The 23,832-nt window shown below is 67.4% G+C and carries 18 protein-coding genes and 1 pseudogene; 16 read left to right on the top strand and 3 right to left on the bottom strand.

The annotated features are described in order from the left end of the window. Positions 1-298: 298 nt before the first annotated feature. From ACG04Q_RS17940 to ACG04Q_RS17925, 4 genes are read left to right on the top strand one after another with little or no spacing between them, the layout of a single operon-like run. Complete coding sequence (locus ACG04Q_RS17940) at positions 299-2,824, top strand: hypothetical protein (protein WP_394512480.1); 2,526 nt, start codon at positions 299-301, stop codon at positions 2,822-2,824. Positions 2,825-2,826: 2 nt separating this feature from the next. After that, on the top strand, positions 2,827-5,181 hold the full coding sequence (locus tag ACG04Q_RS17935; RefSeq protein WP_394512478.1) for an RHS repeat domain-containing protein: 2,355 nt from the start codon (positions 2,827-2,829) through the stop codon (positions 5,179-5,181). Beyond that, positions 5,172-5,603, top strand: coding sequence for a hypothetical protein (locus ACG04Q_RS17930; RefSeq protein WP_394512477.1), 432 nt, complete (start codon positions 5,172-5,174; stop codon positions 5,601-5,603). The genes ACG04Q_RS17935 and ACG04Q_RS17930 overlap by 10 nt, the downstream gene beginning before the upstream one ends. Before the next feature lie 54 nt (positions 5,604-5,657). Then, complete coding sequence (locus ACG04Q_RS17925) at positions 5,658-6,227, top strand: RHS repeat-associated core domain-containing protein (RefSeq protein ID WP_394512476.1); 570 nt, start codon at positions 5,658-5,660, stop codon at positions 6,225-6,227. 529 nt (positions 6,228-6,756) lie between these two features. On the opposite strand, the pseudogene ACG04Q_RS17920 reads toward ACG04Q_RS17925, so the two are convergent. Further along, a pseudogene (locus tag ACG04Q_RS17920) lies at positions 6,757-6,963 on the bottom strand (IS110 family RNA-guided transposase); the annotation flags it as partial. A 53-nt stretch (positions 6,964-7,016) separates the two neighbouring features. Between ACG04Q_RS17920 and ACG04Q_RS17915 the strand changes: the two are divergent. The 9 genes from ACG04Q_RS17915 to ACG04Q_RS17875 all read left to right on the top strand — a co-directional run bounded on the left by ACG04Q_RS17915 (position 7,017) and on the right by ACG04Q_RS17875 (position 18,314). After that, positions 7,017-7,400 (top strand): YfeK family protein, encoded by a 384-nt coding sequence (locus ACG04Q_RS17915; protein WP_394512473.1) that lies wholly within the window; start codon positions 7,017-7,019, stop codon positions 7,398-7,400. A gap of 13 nt (positions 7,401-7,413) precedes the next feature. Then, a complete protein-coding gene (gene pbpC / locus ACG04Q_RS17910) occupies positions 7,414-9,765 on the top strand; it encodes a penicillin-binding protein 1C (RefSeq protein ID WP_394512472.1) in 2,352 nt (783 codons plus the stop codon). Between the two features lie 135 nt (positions 9,766-9,900). Beyond that, positions 9,901-11,211 (top strand): response regulator, encoded by a 1,311-nt coding sequence (locus ACG04Q_RS17905; protein ID WP_394512471.1) that lies wholly within the window; start codon positions 9,901-9,903, stop codon positions 11,209-11,211. A gap of 288 nt (positions 11,212-11,499) precedes the next feature. Further along, positions 11,500-12,330: a phosphoribosyltransferase-like protein gene (locus ACG04Q_RS17900; RefSeq protein ID WP_394512470.1), complete on the top strand. Its 831-nt coding sequence runs from the start codon at positions 11,500-11,502 to the stop codon at positions 12,328-12,330. Positions 12,331-12,933: 603 nt separating this feature from the next. Continuing rightward, positions 12,934-13,998 (top strand): reverse transcriptase domain-containing protein, encoded by a 1,065-nt coding sequence (locus ACG04Q_RS17895; RefSeq protein ID WP_394512594.1) that lies wholly within the window; start codon positions 12,934-12,936, stop codon positions 13,996-13,998. A 350-nt stretch (positions 13,999-14,348) separates the two neighbouring features. After that, positions 14,349-16,553: a heavy metal translocating P-type ATPase gene (locus tag ACG04Q_RS17890; RefSeq protein WP_394512469.1), complete on the top strand. Its 2,205-nt coding sequence runs from the start codon at positions 14,349-14,351 to the stop codon at positions 16,551-16,553. Then, positions 16,550-16,945, top strand: a complete 396-nt coding sequence (gene cueR, locus ACG04Q_RS17885; RefSeq protein WP_394512468.1) for a Cu(I)-responsive transcriptional regulator — start codon at positions 16,550-16,552, stop codon at positions 16,943-16,945. The genes ACG04Q_RS17890 and cueR overlap by 4 nt, the downstream gene beginning before the upstream one ends. Positions 16,946-17,004: 59 nt before the next feature. Continuing rightward, positions 17,005-17,433 carry a hypothetical protein gene (locus ACG04Q_RS17880; protein ID WP_394512467.1) on the top strand — a complete coding sequence of 143 codons (429 nt, stop codon included), beginning with the start codon at positions 17,005-17,007 and terminating at the stop codon, positions 17,431-17,433. Then, on the top strand, positions 17,430-18,314 hold the full coding sequence (locus tag ACG04Q_RS17875) for a DUF2145 domain-containing protein (protein ID WP_394512466.1): 885 nt from the start codon (positions 17,430-17,432) through the stop codon (positions 18,312-18,314). Before ACG04Q_RS17880 ends, ACG04Q_RS17875 begins: the two co-directional genes overlap by 4 nt. 3 nt (positions 18,315-18,317) lie before the next feature. Here ACG04Q_RS17875 and ACG04Q_RS17870 read toward each other — a convergent pair whose 3' ends face one another. Continuing rightward, positions 18,318-19,595 (bottom strand): DUF1444 domain-containing protein, encoded by a 1,278-nt coding sequence (locus ACG04Q_RS17870; RefSeq protein ID WP_394512465.1) that lies wholly within the window; start codon positions 19,593-19,595, stop codon positions 18,318-18,320. 65 nt (positions 19,596-19,660) lie between these two features. Next, positions 19,661-20,365 carry a glutathione binding-like protein gene (locus ACG04Q_RS17865; RefSeq protein WP_394512463.1) on the bottom strand — a complete coding sequence of 235 codons (705 nt, stop codon included), beginning with the start codon at positions 20,363-20,365 and terminating at the stop codon, positions 19,661-19,663. A 101-nt stretch (positions 20,366-20,466) separates the two neighbouring features. Here ACG04Q_RS17865 and ubiA point away from each other — a divergent pair, with 101 nt between their 5' ends. From ubiA to ACG04Q_RS17850, 3 genes are all read left to right on the top strand, one after another. Then, positions 20,467-21,372 (top strand): 4-hydroxybenzoate octaprenyltransferase, encoded by a 906-nt coding sequence (ubiA, locus tag ACG04Q_RS17860; RefSeq protein ID WP_394512462.1) that lies wholly within the window; start codon positions 20,467-20,469, stop codon positions 21,370-21,372. Between the two features lie 7 nt (positions 21,373-21,379). Beyond that, the gene (locus ACG04Q_RS17855; protein ID WP_394512461.1) at positions 21,380-22,141 is read left to right on the top strand and encodes a substrate-binding periplasmic protein; all 762 of its coding nucleotides are present in this window, start codon (positions 21,380-21,382) and stop codon (positions 22,139-22,141) included. A 69-nt stretch (positions 22,142-22,210) separates the two neighbouring features. Beyond that, complete coding sequence (locus ACG04Q_RS17850; protein WP_394512460.1) at positions 22,211-23,824, top strand: S41 family peptidase; 1,614 nt, start codon at positions 22,211-22,213, stop codon at positions 23,822-23,824. Positions 23,825-23,832: the final 8 nt, after the last annotated feature.

Raw genomic sequence — 23,832 nt, 5'->3', positions numbered from 1 at the left:
TGTGTACCAGCGAGGGCTACATCGGAGGTGGGCGGCGGCCAAGCTCGAAACCTGCTCCGACTACCGGGTCAACCCGCTGACCATGTAGCGGGCATGACATGCCCTGAATCCAGAGTAATGGCGTCTTCCCAACTGCCGGCGGGGCAGATTCACGGCCATCCCTAACCTCAACGTAACTTATACCGCTTTCCCTCGGCGCTTCTCACAATAGCGTCACGGCAGATAAGATATGGTCCGCTGATATGCTAAGGTTTAGTTGCACGAGCAGCACTCCTTGCAGCACCAATAGGAGTGCACCTTGAGTTTTCGCATTTTTATAAAATTTCTATTTATTGCTGTCGCGATGGGGATGTTGGCAAAAGGCGCCAACGCATACTATTACGAAGATCGAAAACACTCTCCCATGGATTATGGTGGGGGACGTGTGACATGGCATCACACGGTCATTGTTGGATTGAGCGCAAATGAGAGTGCGCGAGATTTCTGCGTTGATTTCGTTAAAAAGCATGCAACTGACAGCGTGGAATGGCGACTCCGCGTCGAGTGTGGAAGTAGCGGCACCACCAGCATCCAGGCGGGATATATGTGCGACAACTATCGCGAGACCCGCCCGGGCTCGGGAGTTTGGGGTTGTGAGGGAGACTCTTGGTACCTTAGCCTGACCACTTGTCCGCCCAATACGGCCTATGTAAAGGGACAAAGTAAGCAGGGGTGCTATCCAATTGTCGAGAAGCTTTCCGACGTCCCGAAACACTGTCCTGCAAAAGGAAACCCCATTCACCCCGGGGCAGGAATGAAGACGCAAACGCAGCCTCTCGGAGTAAGCGTTGCAGGGCTGCAGTTGGCGCTTCAGTACGACACACGCTCCGAGATGCGAACGTCACCATTGGCCAGTTCGACGACCACATCCGACTCCTTTCCCTACACTCGTACGGAGCAAACCCTTGTTGGCAAGGTCTGGGGGTTGAACATTCAAAGATCGCTGCAACTCGGCAAGAACTCATGGCGAGGTGCGCTGCCGTCGATGATCAGTTTTCAGCCGGGTGTTGCGGAAATATATGCCGCCATCGCAAGCTATACGTACGGTTCTGAAAAGTCTGTCAATAAGAAATTATGGGCGCAGTCCAGCGATTGGTATGGATACTGGCTTCATTTCGACGACGGCAATGGCTATGTTGAAACCTATTTGCCGCGAACGGCAGCCTTTGGTGATGTCGAATCGCATTTGCTTGGGTACGTCAATTACGCTGGTGGCGGTGGTTTGGCGCTGAAGTACAGCGACGAATCCACGCCGGTTGACATTGCACCGAGGCGAGGATTGCTTGTCTCGGTGTTCGATCACTTCGGCAGAACGATTTCCTTTAAGTACAACGCTCAAGGTTTTATATCCAGCATGGTTGGGCCTGATCAGCAGGTCACAAACCTTGCCTATGAGAATTCCAATCTTTCCGCGATTCACTGGCCGGACGCCACGGAGCGACGTTTCCACTATGAAGAGCCAACTCTTCCTTGGGCACTGACAGGACTGACTGACGAATCAGCCCAGAGGCTCGGGACCTACGCGTACGACACTGCATCAAAGAACGCAGTCTCAACAACGTCTGCGTCCGCTGGCTCCTTCTCGACCAGCTATGGGGTCGCACCGTCCAACTCGTGCATCGACCAGTTCGATGAAGCGAGAGAAGTGATCTATCGAACTTGCACTTGGACGCCTCCGCAGGAGGCGAAGCTTGTCAGCCCCAACGGCAGTGAGTCGACGCTGTCGTTCAAGTCCGTGCAGGGCGTCAACAGGCTGACGTCGCAGTCGCAGCCGTCCGGTGCGGGTTGCTCGGAGAGCGTCCGTCAGCAGGACTACGATGCCAACGGCAACGTTGCGTGGATGGAAGACTTCAAGGGCTATCGCGCCTGCTATGTCCATGACCTGAACCGAAATCTTGAAACCAGTCGAGTAGAGGGTTTGGCGACAGGTAGCTCCTGCGATTCGGTACTGACCACAGGCGCGGCGTTGCATGCCAATGCGCGCCGCATCAGCAAGCAGTGGCATCCGATGTGGCGTCTTGAAACCAAGGTGGCAGAACCTCGCCGCTTGACCACCAAGGTCTACAACGGCCAACCCGACCCTTTCAATGGTGGCGCCGCCGCCTCGTGTGCGCCCAGCAACGCCACCTTGCCCGACGGCAGCCCCATCGTCGTGCTGTGCAAACAAGTCGAGCAGGCCACCACCGATGCCAACGGCGCGCTCGGCTTCTCTGCCGTCCTGGCGCCGACGAGCGAAGTGCCCACCCGAGTGCAGCAGTGGACGTACAACCAGTACGGCCAAGTGCTGACAGCCACGGACCCGCTCAACAAGGTGACCAGCTACAGCTACTACGCCAGCACCACGGCGGACTACACCAAGGGCGACCTGGAGAAGGTCACCAACGCGGCCAACCATGTGACCCGCTACACCAAGTACAACCCGGCGGGCCAATGGCTGGAGATGCTGGATGCCAATGGCGTCGCCACCACGCGCACCTTTGACCTGCGCCAGCGGCTCAAGACCACCACGACGGCCGGGCTCACCACCAGCTACGACTACTGGCCCACCGGACTGCTCAAGAAGGTGACGCTGCCCGACGCCACCTTCGTCAGCTACGACTACGACGACGCGCACCGGCTCATCGCCGTCACCGACAACCTGGGCAACAAGGTCAGCTACACACTGGACAACAGCGGCAACCGCACCGGCGAGACCGTCACCGACCCCGGCGGCAAGCTGGCCCGCACGCTCACGCGCGTGCCGGATGCGCTGGGCCGCATTCAACAAGTCACGGGCAGGGAGTGACCGTGAAGCACAAGACACCGAACAGCGCTGCGGCAACAGCAGGGGCCGGCGTCGCCCGCGCACAAACCGTCGCGCTGCTGCTGGCGGCCGCCGGCCTGGCCCATGCGCAGACCCTGCCGCCGCCGCCCGTCTCGCCTGCGCCCGTCACCCAGTACGAGTACGACGCCGAAGGCAACCCGACCAAGACCGTCGTGGCACCGGCCACGCGGGCCCTGTCCACGCGGCACGCCTACGACTCCCTCAGCCGGCGCACCAGCACCACCGACGCCAAGGCCGGCGTGACGCAGTTCAGCTATGACCTGCTGGACCAACTCACTTCCGTCACCGATCCGCGCGCCCTCGCCACCCAGTACCAGCCGACAGGGTTGGGCGACGTCAGGCAACTCACCAGCCCCGACACCGGCATCACGGCCAGCACCTACGACGCAGCCGGCAACCTCAAGACCCGCACCGATGCGCGGGGCGTCCTGGCCAGCTACGGCTATGACGAACTCAGCCGCATCAAATACGTCGTCTACAGCAAGGCGGGAGCGACCAACCGTTCGGTCTCGTGGACGTATGACCAGACGGGCACGAGCTTCGGAGCCGGCATTGGCCGCCTGACCACCGCCGCCACGGCGGACGCCAACACGACCTTCCGCTACGACGCGCTGGGCCGCGTCGTCGGCACGTCGCAGGCCACGTCCGTGGGTGGCACCCGCACGGTGAGCTACGCCTACGACGCCGCGGGCAACATCACCTCAATGACGTACCCGTCGGGCCGCGTCATCAACTTCGTGCGGGTCAACGGGCAGGTGCGCTCCATCAACAAGGAGCCGCCGCTCACCCCGTTCATCGACCAGATCGTCATGAACGCCAATGGCCAGCCCGAGAGCTGGGTCTGGAGCTTCCCGGGTTCGACGCCGCGGGCTCACCAGCGGGTCTACGACACGAACGGCCGGCTCGTGCGTCATTCGCTGGGCAACCTGGTGCGCGACATCACCTACGACGATGCCGACCGCATCAGCCGCTACACCCACTACGCCGCCGCCACCGCGCAGCCCGCACCCAACTACGACCAGGCGTTCAGCTACGACGAACTCGGCCGGCTGACCAACGTCACCGCCGCCACCAACTGGAGCTACACCTACGACGCCAACGGCAACCGCAAGGCCTCCGCGGCAGGCTCCGTGGCTCGGGGCTACACCGTCGCGGCCACCAGCAACCGCCTCGATGCGCTGACCAACCCGGCGCGCAGCATGGCCTACAACCCGGACGGCACGACGCTCAGCGACACGCAGTCAGGGTCGGGTGCCAACTACACCGCCACCTACAGCCTCGAAGGCCGCCTGGCGAGCATGGCGCAAGGCAGCGCGGCGGGCGTGGAGTTCGGCTACGACGCCATGGGCCGGCGCGTCTGGCGCAGCCAGTGGACGGGCAGCCCAACCAACCCGCGAGCCATCACGCTGTACGCCTACGACCTGGAGAACCACCTCATCGGTGAGTACAAGGTCGATGGCTCGCCGATCTACGAGTACATCTGGCTGGGCGACATTCCGGTGGTGGCCATCAATCTGGGTGGCAATGAGTTCGCGGCCTACGCCATCCACACCGACCACCTGAACACGCCGCGCATGCTGCTGGAGCCCGGTGGGGCGCTGCGCTGGCGTTGGCTGGGAGAGCCGTTTGGCGCCAGCCCTGCGGAAGAGCAACCCACGGCGGCACGGCCGGCGCTGAAGTTCAACTTGCGCTTCCCAGGGCAGCAGTACGAGGCTTTTGGGGGGCGGTTCTACAACCACTTCCGGGACTACGATCCGACCGCTGGGCGGTATGTTCAAAGTGACCCCATCGGGCTCAACGGCGGCATCAACACGTATGCGTACGTGGGGGGAAATCCGCTCAGTTATGTGGACCCCCAAGGCCTAAGTTTCCTTGGCGACGTTGGTGGCTTTGCAGGTGGCTGGGCGGGTCGAGCGGGCGGCGTGGTTGTTGGCGAAGCCATTTTCCCTGCCGGTGGCGGCGTTCCGGGCGCAATTGTTGGCGGTCGGGTTGGAGCTTGGGGTGGTCGTGCTGCCGGTGAGTGGTTGAACAACCTAATATTCTCGGTTCCGGTGGAAGGAAAAGACGAGTTCGCCAAAGAAACAGAATATCGTCGATACAAAAATATCTGCAACAATCCGCCGCCGCCGACAGGTGACCACTGCCAGGACAAACGCAACGAAATTGAATGGCTGAAGCAATGTAGAGATATGCGTCAGGAATGGGATGACCGATATTGGCCTAAGAATCACGAAGGAGATATTCGCTCGCTCACGAAGGCAATCAAGCGGTTAGAGCGAATCTTGGCCAACTCTTGGGATTGTCAGCAATGCAAGTAAGCGAGAATTCGCCTTTGCCGCCAGCTCCAGAACTGTGGGGCGACCCCAATTCTGACCCGGACCTTGCCTCTGTCATGGAATTGTTCCTTGGCAAAACCAAAGAGGACATTTTCTCGCTTCTGGAGGATAACTATTTAATTAGATGCCTTGACCTGGGTGCAATGCCAGATTCGGTGCTTGGCTATTACGGCCTTGGTTTTGCGGAGTTTCTTTTTCGCGACGACATTGATGAAGAGCGTTTTGGCGTATTGCTCGGCGCTTTCTTGGATGCGACATCTAATAGGTTTAATTTCTGGCAAAATGCCACACCGTTGTTGCAAAAATTTACCGAGAGGGTTGATATCAGCGGGATGAACGGCGAAAACAAGGCCGAACTAACGGAGGAGCTAGACGCGATTCGCTCAAGAATCTTTGTGCCGTGAGCCTGTGCAGTTTCGAAAATGCGCCTCTAGAAAAATTTGTGCCGACCCCAGGGAGTGCCTCTTCCTTGCTCTGCAATCCCGCGTCACGCCTCAAAAACGCCTGTAACTACGGCATGGGTGCCTGAGCGGAGCTACGTTCAAAGTGACCCCATCGGGCTGAAAGGTGGCATTAACACCTACGCCTACGTGAGCGGAAATCCAGTGTCCAACGTAGACCCCAGGGGGTTGGACACAATGTGTGGTCCTGGAGGTTTGGCTGACGCATCCGGCATATGCCGCCCCCATCCGACCGAAGACCCGAATAAGCCAATTTGTGTGACCGGGGAATGCGCTGGTGGAATCCTTCCAGTGCGCAAGGCTAGCCCGGCAGCTTGCTTTACGGCTTGCTTTGCGCTTAAGACCGGCGGCGGGCTTTTGCTAGGAGGTGGCGCCGGGAAATTGGCCATGTCTATTGGTCCTAAAGTCGGCGGGCTGACGAAATCGGTGATGTCATCTAAAACATCATTGACAGTGTCCGAGCTTCTCGGAGTTCAATTTTGCGCGAAGGAGTGCGACGTGAAAATTGAGTTCAAGTCCGAGTGCCAGGACTCAGCCGAGCCAGAGCCTTTTGGTTGGCCGCTATGAGCCAACAGACTGGAAAGCGCATGCTTGCTAAAGGGCTGATGCTGATAGGGGCTGGCATCACAGGCGGCGGAATATACGGATTCATCTTGTATGGGCTAACTGCCAAACAGACGCTTGCTGCCGTAGCAATCGGTTTGTTGAGTATTGGTGTCGCCGTCTTATTGGGCGGAAGGATTGAGCCCGAGAAATGAGCACAAACAGCCGCTGCCAGGACCGGTGGTGAGCAGCAGCGTCCAGGCCACCCGAAGGGCTCGGCCTTGACGCGGCGGCGCAACACCCGACGCTCGCCGTTCGGCGGGGCTTGCAGACGAAGTGGCAGGCCCCGGTGACGGCAGAGGGCGACTCGCTCCCTTCCCCGGGAAGGGCGGGGGGATGGGTCGGAGCCGCTGCCGGCAGGACAGCAGGCAGCCCGGGCAGGCGCCAGGGCTGACCCGAAGGTGCGCCACGCCCCAGCGTGGCCGCCGCAGGGCCGGGGGAGTCGGTCAGGTCGCAGAAGGATCGGGGTCAGAAAGAATCGGAAGGATCGGGGTCAGATACCGTCTTGATCGTCAACCCCTTGGAGGGCCAATTTGAGGTCAAACGGCCTGCCCGACTTCAGCACCCCGAACACCAGCATCGCCAGCTTGTGCATGCACGCCCCCACCACCGCCTTGGGTGCCAGACCGCGGGCCCTGAGCCGCTCACCGAACAGCTTCACCGCCGGGTTGTGACGCGGCGCCACCAGCGCCGGCATGTACAGCGCCCGCGGCCGCGCGGCGAGCTACCGGCAAGGCCTCGTAGCATCCGGCCATGCGCACCGTCCTCACGTCCCTCGTGTTGTTCCTGCTCGCCCCCGTGGCCACCGGCGCCCCGCTGCCCCCCGCCTCCCGCGCCGAGGTCGACGCGCTGCTGACCCGCCTGCAATCCTCCGGCTGCGAGTTCAACCGCAACGGCAGCTGGTATGCCGGCGCCGACGCCCGGGCGCACCTGCTGAAGAAGCTGGATTACCTCGAAGGCAAAGACCTCGTGAAGACCGCCGAGCAGTTCATCGAGCAGGGCGCGTCCGGCAGCAGCATGAGCGGCAAGCCCTACCTCGTGCGCTGCGCGGGCAAGGCGCCGGTGGAGAGCGCCCAGTGGCTGAAGGCCGAGCTGCAGGCGGTGCGCAGCGCGCGCGCGGCGTCCAGCCCGCGCTGAGCCTGCGCGCGCCGTGGCCCGCAGCCGCCTGCGCCGCTTCGAGCTGGGCCTGGCCGCCGCGCTGCTGGCCGTGCTCGCGCTGGACTTCGTCTGCCCACTGCCCCAGCCCACGGCCACCTCGCCCACGCTGACCGTGCTGGCCGCCGACGGCACGCCGTTGCGCAGCTGGGCCAGCGACGACGGCGCGCAGCGCCACCCGACGACGCCCGAGGCCGTGTCGCCGCGCTACCTGGCCGCGCTGCTGCACTACGAGGACCGCTGGTTCCGCTGGCACCCAGGCGTCAACCCCGTCGCATTGGCCCGCGCCGCGTGGCAGTGGGCGCGGCACGGGCGCATCGTGTCGGGCGGGTCCACGCTGACGATGCAGGTGGCGCGCCTCGTGGACGAGCGCGCCGCCGGCCGCAGCGTGCCGGCCAAGCTGAGGCAGATCGCGCGCGCGCTGCAGCTGGAGCTGCACCTCAGCAAGCACGAGATCCTGTCGCTGTACCTCAACCTCGCGCCCATGGGCGGCCCGCTGGAGGGCGTGGAGACGGCCGCGCGCGCCTACCTCGGCAAGGGCGCGGCCGAGCTGTCGCAGGCCGAGGCCGCGCTGCTCGTCGCGCTGCCGCAGTCGCCCACGCGGTTGCGGCCCGACCGCGCCGTCGCGGCCGCCCAGGCCGCACGCGACAAGGTGCTCACGCGCATGCAGACGCTGGGCGTGTGGAGCGCCGCCGACGTGGCCGACGCCAAGCTGGAGCGCGTCTTCGCGCCGCCGCTGCGCGCGCGCTGGCTGGCGCCGCTGGCCGCCGAGCGGCTGCGCCAGCAGGCCCGCCGCGCCGGCCGTGCCGAGGCCGTCATCCAGACGACGCTGGACGCCGGCCTGCAGGCGCGGCTGGAGCAGCTGCTGGCCGACCGCCTCAACACGCTGCCCGACGCCAACTCGATGGCCGCGCTGGTGGTGGACAACCGCACGCTGGAAGTGCGCGGCTACGCCGGCTCGGCCGACTTCACCGACACGCGCCGCGGCGCGCACGTGGACATGGTGCGCGCCCACCGCTCGCCCGGCTCCACGCTCAAGCCCTTCCTGTACGCGATGGCGCTGGACGAAGGACTGATCCACTCCGAGAGCCTGCTCATCGACGCGCCGCAGAACTTCGGCGGTTACGCGCCGGGCAACTTCCAGGCCGACTTCTCCGGCCCCGTCAGCGTGGCCGAGGCGCTGCAGCGCTCGCTGAACGTGCCCGCCGTGGACCTGCTGGAGCGCCTGGGCGCCGAGCGCTTTGCCGGCCGGCTGCGCCACGCGGGGCTGCGGCTGCGCATGCCGGCCAACGCGGCGCCCAACCTCAGCCTCATCCTGGGCGGCGGCAGCACATCGCTGGAAGAACTCGTCGGCGCCTACACGGCGCTGGCCCGCAGCGGCCTCGCCGGCAAGCCCCGACTCACGCCGGGCGAGCCCGTGCAGGAGACGCGGCTGATGAGCGAGGGCGCCGCCTTCATCGTGCGCGAGATCCTGGAGAACGGCGGCCGCCCCGGCAGCCCGTTCCGCGAGGGCAACCAGCGCGTCGCGTGGAAGACCGGCACCAGCTTCGGCTTCCGCGACGCGTGGGCGCTGGGCGTGACGGACCGCTACACCTTCGGCGTCTGGGTGGGCCGGCCCGACGGCACGCCCAACCCCGGCCACTTCGGCGCCAACACGTCGGCCCCGCTGCTGCGCGACATCGCCGCCGCGCTGGGCCCCGACGAAGCCCGGCAACAACTGGCCCCGCGCCGCCAGCCCGACAGCGTGCACGCCGTGCCCATCTGCTGGCCGCTGGGCACGGCCGAGGCCGCCACGCCCCCCGAACACTGCCTGCAACGCCGCACCGCCTGGACGCTGGACGGCGCCGTGCCGCCCACGCTGCCCGACCGGCTGCAGCCCGGCGGCCTCGTGCAGGCCGTGTGGACGCAGCACGGCCAGCGCGTGCGCCCCGACTGCGCGCCCGACGCCGCGCGCACCGAAGCCGTGCGCTGGCCCACGCTGCTGGGCCCCTTCCTCGACGCCGCGCTGCTGGACCCCGCCGAGCGCCTGCCCTGGGCGCCCGGCTGCGCGCCGCGCACGCCGTCGGCGCAGGCGCTGCGCATCGTCGGCCTGGAGCCCGGCACCGTGCTGCGCCCCACGCCAGGCCAGCGCGACGTGACGCTGCGGCTGCAGGCCATCGGCGCGCAGCAGGGCGTGAGCTGGCTGCTGGACGGCCAGCTCGCCGGCAGCAGCGAGGCCGCCGGCGGCGTGCAGACGCTGACGCTGCGCCAGCCCGGCGCCCACGCGTTGACGGCGCTGGACGGCCATGGCCGCTGGGCGCGCATCGCCTTCGAGCTGCAGGCGCTGCCTCACGTCGCCGCCCCCTGAATCCACCAAGAAACTGAGCAAAACTGCCGGCGAGGCGGCATGACGAAGGCAAGACCCCCGGGCCTTCGTTAAGCTGCCACGCTTGGGCGCCAAGATGGCGTCTGCTGACCGCGATGTCGAGCGGTCCCTCCAACCATGAATGAGCTGTTGATCTGGATCCTGGCCGCCGCAGTCGCGGTGACCGTCGTGTGGCTGGTGTGGCTGGGCCGTCGGCGCCAGCAGCGTGCCCGCGACGCTGCCGAACACCGCGAGGCCCAGCGCGCCGCGCTGGAGCAGGCGGAGCACGTCGCCCGCGCGCAGCGCCTGGCCGCCGAACGCGACGCCCCGCCCACCGAGCCGCCGCTGGCCGCCGCGGCCGAGGCGCGCCGCCTGGCCGACGAGGCCCGGGAGGCCAGCGACGCCGAGCGCGACGTCGCCGACATCACCCGCCGCATCGCCGAGGGCGAAGCCGCCCGCCTGGCCGGCGGCCAGGTCCACCAGCGGATCGAACAAGTCGAGCAGGCCGCCGAAGCCGCCCGGGCGCGCGAGCAAGCCGAGCGCGAGGCCCGTGAACGCGCCGAGCGCGAAGCCGCCGAACAGGCCGCGGCCCGCGAAGCCGAGGCGGCCGAAGCCGCTCGCCTGGCTGCCGAAGCGCGCGAGCGTGAAGCAGCAGAGGCCGCCGCCCGCGAACAGGCCGAGCGCGAGGCCGCCGAGCGGGCCGCGCGTGAAGCCGCTGAAGCTGCGGAAGCCGCCCGCCTGGCCGCGCAGGCCGAGGCCCGCCGCGCCGCCGAGGAGGAAGCAGCCCGCGCCCGGGCCGCCGCCGAAGCCGCAGAACAACAGGCCCGCGAGCAGGCCGAGCGTGAAGCCGCCGAGGCCGCCGCGCGGGAACAGGCCCAGCGCGAAGCCGCTGCCGCCGAGGCTGCCCGCGCCGCCGCGGAAGCCGAAGCCGCCCGCCTCGCCGCCGAAGCCCGCGAACGTGCCGAACGCGAAGCGGCCGCCGAAGCCGCCCGCCAGGCCGAGGAAGCCGCCGCGAACGCCGCCGCAAATGCCGCCGCTGCGGCCGCGGCCCAGCCCACCCGCGAGCTGCGCGCCGACGAGACGCTGGTGCTGGTGGCCGACGACTCCAAGATCGTGCGCGTCAAGCTCAGCCGGCTGCTGGCCGCGCAGACCTACCGCGTCGCGCTGGCCGAGAGCGGCGAGCAGGCGCTGGAGCTGCTGGCCGCCGAGCGCCCGCATGTGCTGATCACCGACGTCGAGATGCCCGGCATCGACGGCTTCGAGCTGACGCGCCAGGTGCGCGCCGCACCGGCCACGGCCGAGCTGCCGGTGCTGATGATCACGTCGTCCGACGACAAGCAGGAGCAGGCCCGCGCGGCGGGCGTGACCCAGCTGCTGGGCAAGCCGTTCTCCGAGGAGGCGCTGCTGGCCGCCATCGAGAAGGCGCGGCTGGCGGTGCGCGTCGGATGAATGGGCGAACTCGGCGACTACGGGCGTGACTGTTGCAGCAGGCAGGTTGCTAGGTTGCGCGCGGAGTTTCCACCGTTGTGCCCGCTTCGACCGACTGGCAAAGTCGCAGTAATGCCTACCGCTTTTCACTTCACTTCAATTCAATGCCCACGCAATGTCTGCCACCAACCGAATCTTCATTGCTCGACAACAACTTATGTAGAGCTAAGTGGCCTCGGTTAAACGACGACGGCATGAGTTATTCAGCATAGAAAATTTGCAACTCAAGTAGAACCAAGCGAAAACATCGTGTCAGCCGAACGCCTTGCTCAAGAAATCGCTCTCGATTTTCCATGGATAGGTAGTTCTAGTCGACGTGTAACTTCACTTGTGGCTTTACTTGAGGAAGCAGAGCAAGCCAGAGTGGCACAAGGCCCAGCTCTCATCGCCAGCCTGCTAGAACGCTTCACCTTCCTTTCGGTGGAGCAGTATGAGCAGTCGCTACTAGACATGGCGCATTTCATCGACGAGACATTTGATCTAACCACAACAGTCCTGTGCGCCACGACGGCAGATCGTCATAAAGATAGCGCCCAGCGCGTTCTCTACGACCTAGTCAGCTCACTTGCAGCAATAGGGCGCTACAAGGTCAGATCTCTAAATCGTTACGACGTAGCTGCAAAGGAAAAATCCTGTAGTTGCGTTTTACTGGTTGACGAGTTCATTGGATCAGGAAAATCCTTTGAAGGACGCGTCCGAACTCTGCGGCGCATGTTCCTTGATAAGCAGCTTACGCCGCCTTCTATTCATGGTATTGCGATTGCTGGCATGACGCAGGGCTTGCGCGCCATTGAACACAACTTCGATTCGCTCAACGTCTGCTATGCCCTAAAGAAAGGAATCAAAGATTACTCGGATTGCGTCACAGCAGCGAACGAGTACTTATTAATGAACGATCTTGAGTCTCAACTGGCGCCACACTTCGCGGACGAGATGATGCCGTCATTGGGATACGCCGCCTCCGAGGCCCTGTACTCCAGACACACTGGAAGTTGCCCCAACAATGTCTTCCCAATTTTCTGGTGGCCTCAGCGCGTTGGAGACCTAGATCGCCGTCCACTCCTTCCACGCGCCCTCTAGCTGCTTCTTCGGAATAAAGCTGTGCCAGCCCATCTTTCCTCGGACGAACGAAGCCTGCTGCAATGTCTTCGCAACGCAGACTCAAATACTGTCGTGCGTCTAAGATCAGCGTTGGCTTGGGATCTACCGCGCTTTGTAACGACGCTTGTTGCGCTACAAGAGCGCGGTTTGCTTACTCGAGACGGCATCCACCTGGCTTTGACAGCTGACGGTTCGCATCAACTTCTACAAACTGTACGGGAGCTTGGGACATATCAAGGCGCGGCGTTCAGAGCCGAAGTCAATGTGCCGAGGCTCCCGGTGAGCTCGCTCTACCTACCAGACCACGGGCGCTTCTTACGCGCAACCCAACGCAGCCTATACACTCGCAACGTCAGTCGCGCCGATCCAGAATGACGGCGTGTTGCCGCTCAATGTTGAGGCTTCTTATGGCCTAAAGGGTCATAGCTTCTGCGAAGCTCTGACCCTGCGACGCGTTGCAAGCAACGCATCGCACCGTCTATCCCTGTCGGAACCGGCGCAAACGCCGTTTCCTCTGGGATAGACGGCAAGCGACAACGACCCTTGGTCGTTGTCAGGAATGAAACCGAGAAGGTTTGCTCTGTGGATCGCGCGGCTGACACCCTTGAGAGACTCCCTACTCTGAACGAGTGGAAGTCCCATTTCCGATCACGGGGAATCCGTCCTGAGCTTTCGAAGGAATACGTTTCCTACATCAAGCCTCTGGTCAAGAAAGGCGTACCCGTAATCTTCGACTTTCGTCACCTCTGTGAACTGCTGGGACGAACGCCACACTTCCTAGGCCGCGCGACATGCGCGCCGAGCTACTTCTATCGGACCTTTCGAATTCCAAAGAGGTCGGGTGGCTTGAGAGAAATCTCTTCACCCTACCCTTCACTCAAGGAATGTCAACGATGGATCGCGCATCAAATTGTTAGCAGACTGGCTTCACATCCAGCAGCGACCGCCTACAAGGCTGGCACCTCTATCCTTTCAAACGTACAGCCACATCTTGGCGAGGCGTCCCACGTACTCATCGTGGATATCAAGGACTTCTTTCCTTCAATATCAAAGAAGCGATTGGTCGGGTGGTTTGCATCACTGGGCTACAACTACGAAGTTTCTGTTGCGCTTGCTTCGCTCTGCACGCTCAACGGCCACTTGCCGCAAGGTAGCCCAGCCAGTCCTTATTTGAGTAACGCGCTCTGTCGAACTCTGGACAATAGATTGTCTTCGATAGCCTCCAGCTTTGGGCTCGCCTATACCCGTTACGCCGATGACATGTGCTTTTCGGGTGCGTACATACCACCCTCGCTGCTTCCTCTAGTTGAATCTGTCGTAAGTCAGTCCGGCTTTGCATTGAATCGAAAGAAGACTCGTCTAGCTAGGCCGTCGGCAACCTCCAAAGTTGTCACCGGAGTGAACATCGCCTCAGGAACACCGCGCCTGCCAAAAGGCCGACGGCGCCACCTCGCGCACCTAATGCACTTCATTGAACGCTTTGGTTACTTGAGCCACAAAGCGAAGCTGAAGTCTTCGGACGCAAAGTACCTGCTTCGGCTCAGGGGACAGCTTGAATACTGGCGCATGATCGAACCTGATAACCAGCAAGTTGGTCGCTACATTGCACACGTCACCCAACTGCAGATCATCCACGGCGACGGGTGACGCATCCCAATACAACACTCTCCAAGTAGCTGATTGAATTGGCGGTTTCTCGACAGAGTAACGCTCGGTCAGACCGCCTGCGTTTTGGGCATCACCTCCGTGCCGAGCTGTTGAACGCGCCGGCAGTAGCGCCACCAGCAGTTGTGCTGACCCTGGTCGGTGTACGCATGGTCCCGTAGCGCCTTACGGGCCGCACCAGCATGCTTGTGCGCCGCCGCCGTCATGGCTTTGGCCCTTTTTCTCCGACACGCATCACAGCACAGTGGAAACTCTGATGCCGGCAAGCTTTGACCGCCATCAGCGCAGGCAGCACTTGACCTTGCCATCATGGCAAGGTTGAGCATGCCGCCATGAACACCATCACCTCTTCTTCCACCGCGCTCGCCGACGTCACGCTGCAGGTCAGCGGCATGAGCTGCGCCTCCTGCGTGCGCCGCGTCGAGAGGGCCTTGCAGGCCGTGCCCGGCGTGCAGGCGGCCAGCGTGAACCTGGCCACCGAGAAGGCCTCGGTGAAGGCGCTGCCCAACGTGCCCGCGGCCGCGCTGGCGGCGGCGCTGGCCAAAGCGGGGTACCCGGCCACCGTCGTCGAGCAGAACGCGCCGCCGCCAGCACCCGCGGCGGCCGGCCTGCCCGGCTGGTGGCCCGTGGCCGTGGGCGCGGTGCTGACGCTGCCGCTGATGCTGCCGATGGCGCTGGGCCTGTTCGACATCACCTGGATGCTGCCCGGCGGCTGGCAACTGCTGCTGGCCACGCCGGTGCAGTTCATCCTCGGTGCGCGCTTCTACCGCGCCGGCTGGCAGGCGGTGCGCGCGGGCAGCGGCAACATGGACCTGCTGGTGGCGCTGGGCACGTCGGCGGCCTACGGGCTGTCGCTGTGGCTGCTGCTGACGCACCCGGGCCACGCCCACCTGTACTTCGAGGCGTCGGCCGCCGTCATCACGCTGGTGCTGCTGGGCAAGTGGCTGGAGCAGCGCGCCAAGCGGCAGACGACCGATGCCATCCGCGCCCTGAACGCGCTGCGGCCCACGACGGCCCGCGTGCTGCGCGATGGTGCCGAGGTGGAGTTGCCCGTGGCCGACGTGCGCGTGGGCGACCTCGTGGCCGTGCGCCCCGGCGACCGCATCCCGGTGGACGGCGAGATCGTGTCGGGCCGCAGCCATGTGGACGAGTCGCTGCTGACCGGCGAGAGCCTGCCCGTGGCCAAGGCGCCCGGCGAGCGCGTGACGGGCGGCGCCATCAACGCCGAGGGCGCGCTGACGGTGCGCACGACGGCCGTGGGCGCCGAGACCTCGCTGGCCCGCATCATCCGGCTCGTCGAATCGGCGCAGGCCGCCAAGGCGCCCATCCAGCGCATCGTGGACCGCGTCAGCGCCGTCTTCGTGCCGGTGGTGCTGGCGCTGGCGGCGCTGACGTTTGCGGGCTGGTGGCTGCATGCGGGCGATGTGGAGCAGGCGCTGGTCAACGCGGTGGCGGTGCTCGTCATCGCCTGCCCCTGCGCGCTGGGCCTGGCCACGCCCACCACGCTGATGGCGGGCACCGGCGTGGCGGCGCGGCAGGGCATCCTCATCAAGGACGCCGAGGCGCTGGAGCTGGCGCATGCCGTCAGCGTCGTCGCGTTCGACAAGACCGGCACGCTGACCGTGGGCCAGCCCGCGCTGGTGGAGGCCGTGCCGGTGAAGGGCGGCACGCGCGACGGGCTGCTGCAGCTGGCCGCCGCGCTGCAGCGCAGCAGCAGCCACCCGCTGGCCGTGGCGGTGCTGAACGCGGCGAAAGACCTGCCCGCGCTGCCGGCCGAGCAGGCCGGCGCGCTGCCGGGCCGCGGCGTGCAGGCCGTGGTGCAGGGCCGCACGCTGTCGCTGGGCAGCGCGCGGCTGGCGCAGGAGCTGGGCGTCCAGTCCCCTGAACTGGCGGCCCGCGCGCAGCAGCTGGAGGCCGACGGCCACACCGTGTCCTGGCTGATGGACGGTGCCGAGCCGCTGGGCCTGCTGGCCTTCGGCGACCGCGTGAAGGACACGGCCGCCACGGCCATCGCGGAGCTGCAGGCGCGCGGCATCCGCACGGTCATGCTGACCGGCGACAGCCGCGGCGCGGCGCTGGGGGTGGCGCGGCAGCTGGGCATCGCCGATGTGCGTGCCGAGGTACTGCCCGCGGACAAGGCCGCCGCCGTGCAGCAGCTGCGCGACGAGGCCGGCGCCGTGGTCGCCTTCGTCGGCGACGGCCTCAACGACGGCCCGGCGCTGGCCGCCGCGTCGGTGGGCTTCGCGATGGCCGGCGGCGCCGACGTGGCGACCGAGGCCGCCGGCGTCACGCTGATGCGCGGCGACCCGCGCCTGGTGGCCGACGCGCTGGACATCTCGCGCCGCACCTACGCCAAGATCCGGCAGGGCCTGTTCTGGGCGTTCGCGTACAACGTGGTGGGCATTCCGCTGGCGGCGTTCGGGCTGCTGAACCCGGTCATCGCCGGCGCGGCCATGGCCTTCAGCAGCGTCAGCGTCGTGGCCAATGCGCTGACGCTGCGGCGCTGGCGCGGCACCGCGCGGGGAGAGGCGGCATGAACATCGGCGACGCCGCCCGCGCGGCCGGCATGTCGGCCAAGATGGTGCGGCACTACGAAAGCCTGGGCCTGTTCGCCGCGCCGCCGCGCACCGACGCCGGCTACCGCGTCTACGGGCCGCGCGAGGTGCACCTGCTGCGCTTCATCCGCCATTCGCGCGACCTCGGCTTCTCGCTGGAGCAGATCCGCACGCTGCTGAGCCTGTGGCAGGACCGCGACCGCCCCAGCCGCGAGGTGCGCGCGCTGGCGCAGGCCCACCTGGCCGAGCTGGAAGCCAAGCTGGCCGAGCTGAACGCGATGAAGGCGACGCTGCAGGCGCTGGTGACGAGCTGCCACGGCGACGACCGGCCCGACTGCCCCATCCTCAGCACGCTGGAAGCCGGCACGGCGTGACAGCGGCGGGACATGCCGACGCGTTATCGTTGCCCATCCTCGGCTCACCCCTGACCGCCATGCGCCTCGCCCTCGTCACCCTCCTCGCCCTGGCCGCCACCGCCGCCCAGGCCGAATCCTTCGCCTCCTCCGCCGCGGGCGCCGGCTCGGCCTCGTCCGGCAGCGTGTCGGACTCGTTCAAGGCCTCCTCCGGCAGCAGCAGCGGCGGCGAAAAGCGCGCCGAGGGCCGCTACCGCGTCACCGAAGTCGCCCAGGCCGACGCCGGCAAGCTGCGCCTGACGCTGGCGCGCGACGGCGCCCAGACGGTGGAGCTGACGCTGCCGCAGCAGGCGCTGGCCACCCGCGCCGTGAGCGTGGGCGACGAAGTGCAGGCCACGCCGCAGCCCTACGGCGTCGCGTTCGCGCATGCCGACACGGGCAAGGCCTTCTTCCTGGTGCTGGAAGACGCCTGGCACCGCGAGCTGGCCGCGCGCGTCGTCAAGTCTTGACCCCTCGCGCCGCGCTGGCCGCGGCGCTGCTGGCGGCCGCCGGCGCGGCCCAGGCCGGGCTGCCTCCGCGCGGCTGCGACCGCACCACCGCCATCACCGCCCCGCAGCAGGACCGCCTGCTGCGCTTTGCGGCCGTCATCCGCGAGGCGCTGGCCGCGTCGGGCGCGCAGGCCGCGCTGATCGCCCGCTCGGGCACCGACCTGTCGCGCGTGGGCCTGCGCTACTCGCACGCCGCCATTGCGCTGCCCGACGGGCTGGGCACGCCCTGGGCCGTGCGCCAGCTTTACTACGCCTGCGCCGAGCGCCGGTCGCGGCTGTTCGACCAGGGGCTGGCCGGCTTCATCGCGGGCAGCGACGACGCCGACGTGGGCTACATCAGCGTGCTGCTGCTGCCGCCCGAGGCCGCCGCGCCGCTGGCCGCTGCGGCGCTGGACAAGGACGTTGCGCTGGGCCTGCTGGACGCGCGCTACAGCGCCAACGCCTACGCGTTCAGCACGGCGTACCAGAACTGCAACCAGTGGGTCGCCGAGCTGCTGGCCGCGGCCTCGGCCGGCACCCGCACGCGCGAGGCCGCGCAGGCCTGGCTGCGGCGTGAGGGCTACGCGCCCGAGCCGGTGCGGGCGTCGCCGTGGCTGCTGCTGGCGGGCCGATTCGTGCCGTGGCTGCACTTCCACGACCACCCGGTCGAGCAGCTGAACGCCGGCGCCGTGCAGACCAGCCTGCCCACCAGCCTGGAGGCGTTCGCGCAGCGGCGCTGGCCCGCGGCGCGGCGGCTGGAGTTCTGCCACGGGCCGGCCGGCGTCGTGCAGCGCGACGGCGGCGCGCCGCTGGCCGACGGCTGCCGGCCGCAGCCGGGGGACCGGGTCGTCGCGCTGGACTGAGCGTCAGCGCACCGCCTGCCAGCCGCCGTCGGTCCAGCGCAGCAGCACGTCGCTCAACTGGCCAGGCGAGCGCCGCGCCACCTCACGGGCCAGCGTGCGCAGCGCGTCCAGGCCCGCTGCGGAATCGTCGGCGCCGTAGACCAGCACATCCTTGGCCGGCACCGCCACCACCAGCACGCCCTGCTGCGCCCGGGCCAGTGCCGCCCAGTCGTCGCGCAGCAGCAGGCGGCTGCTCTCGTAGTAGTCGCCCTGGATCGTGCCCAGCGCACCGGGCCTGGCCGGCCTGGCGGCGTCGGCCGTGGGCTTCAGCGTCTGGCGCATGTTGGCCAGCGCGAGGTCGAAAGCCTGGTCGGCCGTCAGGCCCAGCGTCTTCAAGTCGCCCTCGTGCAGCAGCCGCGCGGCGCGCGGCGAGTCGACCATCGGCACGGCCACCAACCCGTCGGCCACGGGCCGGAACAGCGGTGGCGGCCGCTTGGCGTCGGCGTCGGCGCGCAGCAGGTTCTGCACATAGTCGGCGGGGCGGATGGCCACGCGCACGGCCTCGCGGCTCACCGCCGCGACGGCATTCTTGCGCACGTCGGCGACGCCTTGAAGGTAGCGCTGCAGCTCGGCGTCGCAACCGGCCGCGTTGGTGCGGCAATAGCCCCAGACGCGGTCAAGGTTGGCCTGCAGGTCACCCACCTTCAGCGTCAGCGGCTCGGCGATGACCACGGCATCCGGCCCCAGCTGCGCGCGCAGCAACGCCGCCGCCCGTTCGGTGAACGCGGTGCGCTCGGCCAGGCTGCCCTCGCCGGCCTCCCACTGCACGCTGTTGAAGAACCCCTTCACATCGGCATGCACGGCCGCCGCGTCGCCCTTGCCTTCGAAGGTCAGCAGCGCCAGCGGCCCACCGGGCGACAGCAGCGCGTACTGCAGCAGATAGCCGCTGCCGAACAGGCCCGAGGTCTGACTGCCGATGAAGCGCAGCACGGTGCCATCGGGCAGGGCCTCGCCGGCTAGCGGAACGGCGACCTTGCCGCCCCTGGCCGCCTGGTCGGTGAGCATGCGGTCCACGGTGGCCTGCATCTTGCCGCGGGTGTCAGCGCTGACAGACGCGCCGGGCCGCAGCACCGTCACCAGCACCTTCATGCCCCGCGGGCCGGCCAGCTCGAAAGGCGGCTGCGCGGACTTGAGCGTGTAGCCTGCCGGCCAGTCCAAGGACAGCGAACCGAGGCGGATCTCGGCAGCCTGAGCGAGGCCGCCCATCAGGGCCAGGCCGGCCAGAAGCGTCGTGAAGCGCATGGGAGTCGGGGGCAGCTGCAACGGCTGCGGACTATGCCAAAGCGCCGGGAACGCCGGGCAGTGCCTCAGTCCCGCGCCGGAACCTTCATCCCGCGTTGCACGGCCGGCCGCGCCATGAAGGCGGCGCGCACGCGCTCGACATTGGCGAAGTCCGCGTAGCCCACCAGCTCGCCCGCGCCGTAGAAGCCGATCAGGTTGTTGACCCACGGGAAGACGGCGACGTCCGCCACCGTGTACTCGTCACCCACCAGCCAGGTCTTGCCCTGCAGGTGCTTGTCCAGCACGGCCAGCAGCCGGCGCGACTCGGCGACGTAGCGGTCGCGCGGGCGCTTGTCCTCGAAGTCCTTGCCGGCGAACTTGTGGAAGAAGCCGAGCTGGCCAAACATCGGCCCGATGCCGCCCATCTGGAACATCAGCCACTGCAGCGCCTCGTAGCGGCGCGCGGGGTCGGCGGGCAGCAGGCGGCCGGTCTTCTCGGCCAGGTAGACGAGGATGGCGCCGCTCTCAAACAGCGGCAGCGGCACGCCGCCAGGGCCTTGCGGGTCGATGATGGCCGGGATCTTGTTGTTCGGGTTCAGCGACAGGAACTCGGGCGTGAGCTGGTCGTTGGTGTCGAACTTCACCAGGTGTGGCTCGTAGGCCAGGCCCAGCTCCTCCAGCGCGATGGACACCTTGACGCCGTTGGGCGTGGGCAGCGAGTACAGCTGCAGGCGCTCCGGGTGGGCGGCGGGCCATTTCTTCGTGATGGGAAAGTCGGCGAGAGCAGTCATGGCAGGTGAGAGATGGGCGAGACGTCGGCGACTGTAGGCGCCAGGCATTGGCCGGGCGCCGGCAAGGACTTGAGGCGCCCAGTACGCGTGAAAATCGCCGCATGACTTCTTCCGCCCCCGCTGCCACGCCGCCGTCGCGGCTCGCGCTCTACCTGCAGCTGATCCGCTGGGACCGCCCGGCCGGCTGGCTGCTGCTGCTGTGGCCCACGCTGGCGGCGCTGTGGATCGCGGCGGACGGCTTCCCCGGCTGGCACCTGCTGGCGGTGTTCACGCTGGGCACCATCCTCATGCGCTCGGCCGGCTGCTGCATCAACGACGTCGCCGACCGCGACTTCGACCGCCACGTGAAGCGCACCGCCGCCCGGCCGGTCACGACCGGCGCGGTGTCGGTGAAGGAGGCGCTGGTGTTGGGCGCGGCGCTGGCGCTGGTGTCGTTCGGCCTGGTGCTGACGACCAACCCGCCGGCCATCCTGCTGAGCTTCGCCGCGCTGGCCGTGGCCATCGCCTATCCGTTCGCCAAGCGCGTGCTGGCCATGCCTCAGGCGGTGCTGGGCGTGGCGTTCTCGTTCGGCATCCCGATGGCGTTCGCCGCGGCGCTGGGGGGCGCCGAGTGGCATCTGCGCTCGGTGCCGCTGTCGGCCTGGGCGCTGCTGGTGGCCAACCTGTTCTGGGTGCTGGCCTACGACACCGAGTACGCGATGGTGGACCGCGACGACGACCTGAAGATCGGCGTGCGCTCGTCGGCCATCGCGCTGGGCCGCTGGGACGTGGCCGGCATCATGGCTTTCTACGCCGCCTACCTGGCGATGTGGACGGGCCTGGGCCTGCGGTTGGGGCTGGGGCGCTGGTTCCTGGCCGGCATGGCGGTGGCGGCCGCGCAGGCCCTGTGGCACTGGACGCTGATCCGTCGGCGCAGCCGCGCCGAGTGCTTCACCGCCTTCCGTGCCAACCACTGGCTGGGGCTGGCCGTGTTCGCCGGCACGGCGGCAGACCTGGCGCTGCGCTGACGCCACGATGAACACGAGGCGGCGCTTCCTGGCCTGCGGCGGCGCGCTGCTGGCAGCGGCCGAAGCGCACGGCGCAGACGCGGCGCCCACGCTGGTGCTGGTGAACGCCGTCTACCCGCCGCTGGTGAACCCGCCGGGTGATGCCAGTGGCGAGGGCGCAGACATCGACATCGCCCGCGAGGCGCTGCGCCGCGGTGGCTACACGGGCCGCATCGAGCTGCAGTGGGTGCCGTGGAAGCGCGCCCTCTTCATGCTGGAGCGAGGCCTGGCGGACTTCACGACGACGATCAACTTCAGCCCCGACCGCGACCGCTTCCTGCGCTGGAGCAAGGCCTACCGCGCCGGCAAGCAGTACTACTTCTACACGCGCAAGGGCTCGGGCCCGCGGCTGCGCCAGCTCAGCGACCTGCGCGGCCTGCGGCTGGCGCTGAGCGACGGCTTCATCTACCCCCAGGCCGTGCTGAACGCCGCGACCGGCAAGCCCGAACTGGGCCGCAACGTGGCCGGCGCCGTGCAGCTGGTGGAGCGCGGCCGGGCGGACGTCGTCATCGCCACCGCGCTGGCGGGCGCCTGGGAGATCCACCAACTGGGCCTGGCCGACCGCGTGGAGCGGCAGCCGCTGGAGCACTTCAACCCGGAGCCGACCTTCATGGCGTTCAGCACCGCCAGCCCGCGCGCGGCCGCCGGGCTGGCGGCGCTGAACGCCGGCCTGACCAGCATGCTGCGCGACGGCAGCATCGGCCACATCGAGAAGCGTTACTCACGCTGAGCGCCGCCGCGAGAAAGCGGCGCCGGATTGCGCGTACATTGCTCCGCTCATTTCAGGGACTAGGAAAAGATGACGACAGCGATTCGAGCGGCCGCCACGCTGGCCACCGTGTTGGCCCTCGCCTTGAGCGGCTGTGGCGGCGGTGGGGGTGGGGGCACGACCGCTCCCACCGGATCGACGGGATCCACGGGCGGCACCGGCAGCAACGGCGCCGCCACGGGCGACCCGCAGGGACCGTCGGCCAGCTTCGCTCAGCAGTGCGCCGCCAACAACACGCTGGCCGCGGCCAACCTGCGCACGTCCACGCTGGACACGGAGAAGAAGTGGTTGCGCGCCTACGTCGACGAGGTCTACCTGTGGCGCGACGAGGTGCCGCGCGTGGACCCCAGCCTGCCGGCCTACGGCGGCAGCGACGTGCAGGCCGCGATGGACGCCTATTTCGACGCGCTGCTGACGCCGCAACGCACCGACTCCGGCGCCTTCCGTGACCGCTTCAGCTTCACCTACCCCACCGCCAAGTGGAACGCGCTGTTCGACAGCGCCACCGAGGCCGGCTACGGGCTGGAATGGAAGATGACGCAGGACACCCCGCCGCGCCGCATCTTCATCGCCCAGGTGGAGCCGGGCAGCCCCGCCGACGTGGCCGGCCTGCGCCGCGGCGACCAGCTGCTGACCGCCGACGGCACCAGCGCCGACGTGGCCGATGCCAGCGGCGTGGAGCGGCTGACGGCCGCCATGTACCCGGATGCGCTGGGCACGACGCGCACCTTCGTCTTCACGCGCACCGACGGCTCCACGATCACGCGCAGCCTGACCAGCGCCAACGTCACGAAGACGCCGGTGCCGATGTCCAAGGTCGTCACGACGCCGGCCGGCACGCGCGCGGGCTACCTGCTGTTCAACGACCACGTGGCGCCGTCCGAGGCGCAGCTCGTCACCGCCATGCAGGGCCTGCAGACCGCGGGCGTCCGCGAGCTGGTGCTGGACCTGCGCTACAACGGCGGCGGCTACCTCTACATCGCCAGCGAGCTGGCCGCGATGATCGCCGGCAGCACCGCCACCAGCGGCAAGGCCTTCGAGCGGCTGACCTACAACAGCCGGCGCAGCAGCGAGAACGAGACGACGCCGTTCTACACGACCTCCTGCTACCTCGTGAACGGCCGCTGCACGCGCGAGCAGGCGCTGCCGCAGCTGAGCCTCACACGCATCTACGTGCTGGCGCAGTCGGGCACCTGCTCGGCCAGCGAGGCCATCATCAACGGCCTGCGTGGCGTGGGGGTGGACGTGGTGCTCATCGGCGGCAAGACCTGCGGCAAGCCCTATGGCTTCAACGGCAAGGACAACTGCGGCGTGACCTACCTGCCCATCGAGTTCGTCGGCGTCAACGCCAAGGGCTTCGGCGACTACTCGGACGGCTTCGAGCCGACCGCCGGCGCCGACACCGGCACCCGCTTCGTCAAGGGCTGCACCGTGGCCGACGACCCGGCCCACGCGCTGGGCGACCCCGCCGAGGCCATGCTCGCCACCGCGCTGGGCCACCTGGACACGGGCCGCTGCCCGGTGCTGCCGGGTGCGTCGGGTGCGACGGTGCAGGCGCAGTCCTCGCCCACCGGCGAGGGCGCGACGCCGCTGCTGGCGCGTCGCCACCCCGGCCGCGACAACCGCGTGCGCCTGCCGCGCTAGGCTGCCGA

The sequence above is a fragment of the Pelomonas lactea genome (assembly GCF_043555885.1).
Classification (GTDB): domain Bacteria; phylum Pseudomonadota; class Gammaproteobacteria; order Burkholderiales; family Burkholderiaceae_C; genus Pelomonas; species Pelomonas lactea.
Note: the sequence above shows the minus strand (reverse complement) of the source record. Positions and strands in the feature narration are given on the sequence as shown.

What these genes read in the sequence shown, in the direction of transcription:
- ACG04Q_RS17905 (WP_394512471.1), top strand. Translation starts at nt 9,901, where the DNA reads ATGAATGAGCTGTTGATCTGGATCCTGGCCGCCGCAGTCGCGGTGACC.
- ACG04Q_RS17930 (WP_394512477.1), top strand. Translation starts at nt 5,172, where the DNA reads ATGCAAGTAAGCGAGAATTCGCCTTTGCCGCCAGCTCCAGAACTGTGG.
- ubiA (WP_394512462.1), top strand. Translation starts at nt 20,467, where the DNA reads ATGACTTCTTCCGCCCCCGCTGCCACGCCGCCGTCGCGGCTCGCGCTC.
- ACG04Q_RS17915 (WP_394512473.1), top strand. Translation starts at nt 7,017, where the DNA reads ATGCGCACCGTCCTCACGTCCCTCGTGTTGTTCCTGCTCGCCCCCGTG.
- ACG04Q_RS17880 (WP_394512467.1), top strand. Translation starts at nt 17,005, where the DNA reads ATGCGCCTCGCCCTCGTCACCCTCCTCGCCCTGGCCGCCACCGCCGCC.
- ACG04Q_RS17870 (WP_394512465.1), bottom strand. Translation starts at nt 19,595, where the DNA reads ATGCGCTTCACGACGCTTCTGGCCGGCCTGGCCCTGATGGGCGGCCTC.
- cueR (WP_394512468.1), top strand. Translation starts at nt 16,550, where the DNA reads ATGAACATCGGCGACGCCGCCCGCGCGGCCGGCATGTCGGCCAAGATG.
- ACG04Q_RS17890 (WP_394512469.1), top strand. Translation starts at nt 14,349, where the DNA reads ATGAACACCATCACCTCTTCTTCCACCGCGCTCGCCGACGTCACGCTG.
- ACG04Q_RS17850 (WP_394512460.1), top strand. Translation starts at nt 22,211, where the DNA reads ATGACGACAGCGATTCGAGCGGCCGCCACGCTGGCCACCGTGTTGGCC.
- ACG04Q_RS17855 (WP_394512461.1), top strand. Translation starts at nt 21,380, where the DNA reads ATGAACACGAGGCGGCGCTTCCTGGCCTGCGGCGGCGCGCTGCTGGCA.
- ACG04Q_RS17865 (WP_394512463.1), bottom strand. Translation starts at nt 20,365, where the DNA reads ATGACTGCTCTCGCCGACTTTCCCATCACGAAGAAATGGCCCGCCGCC.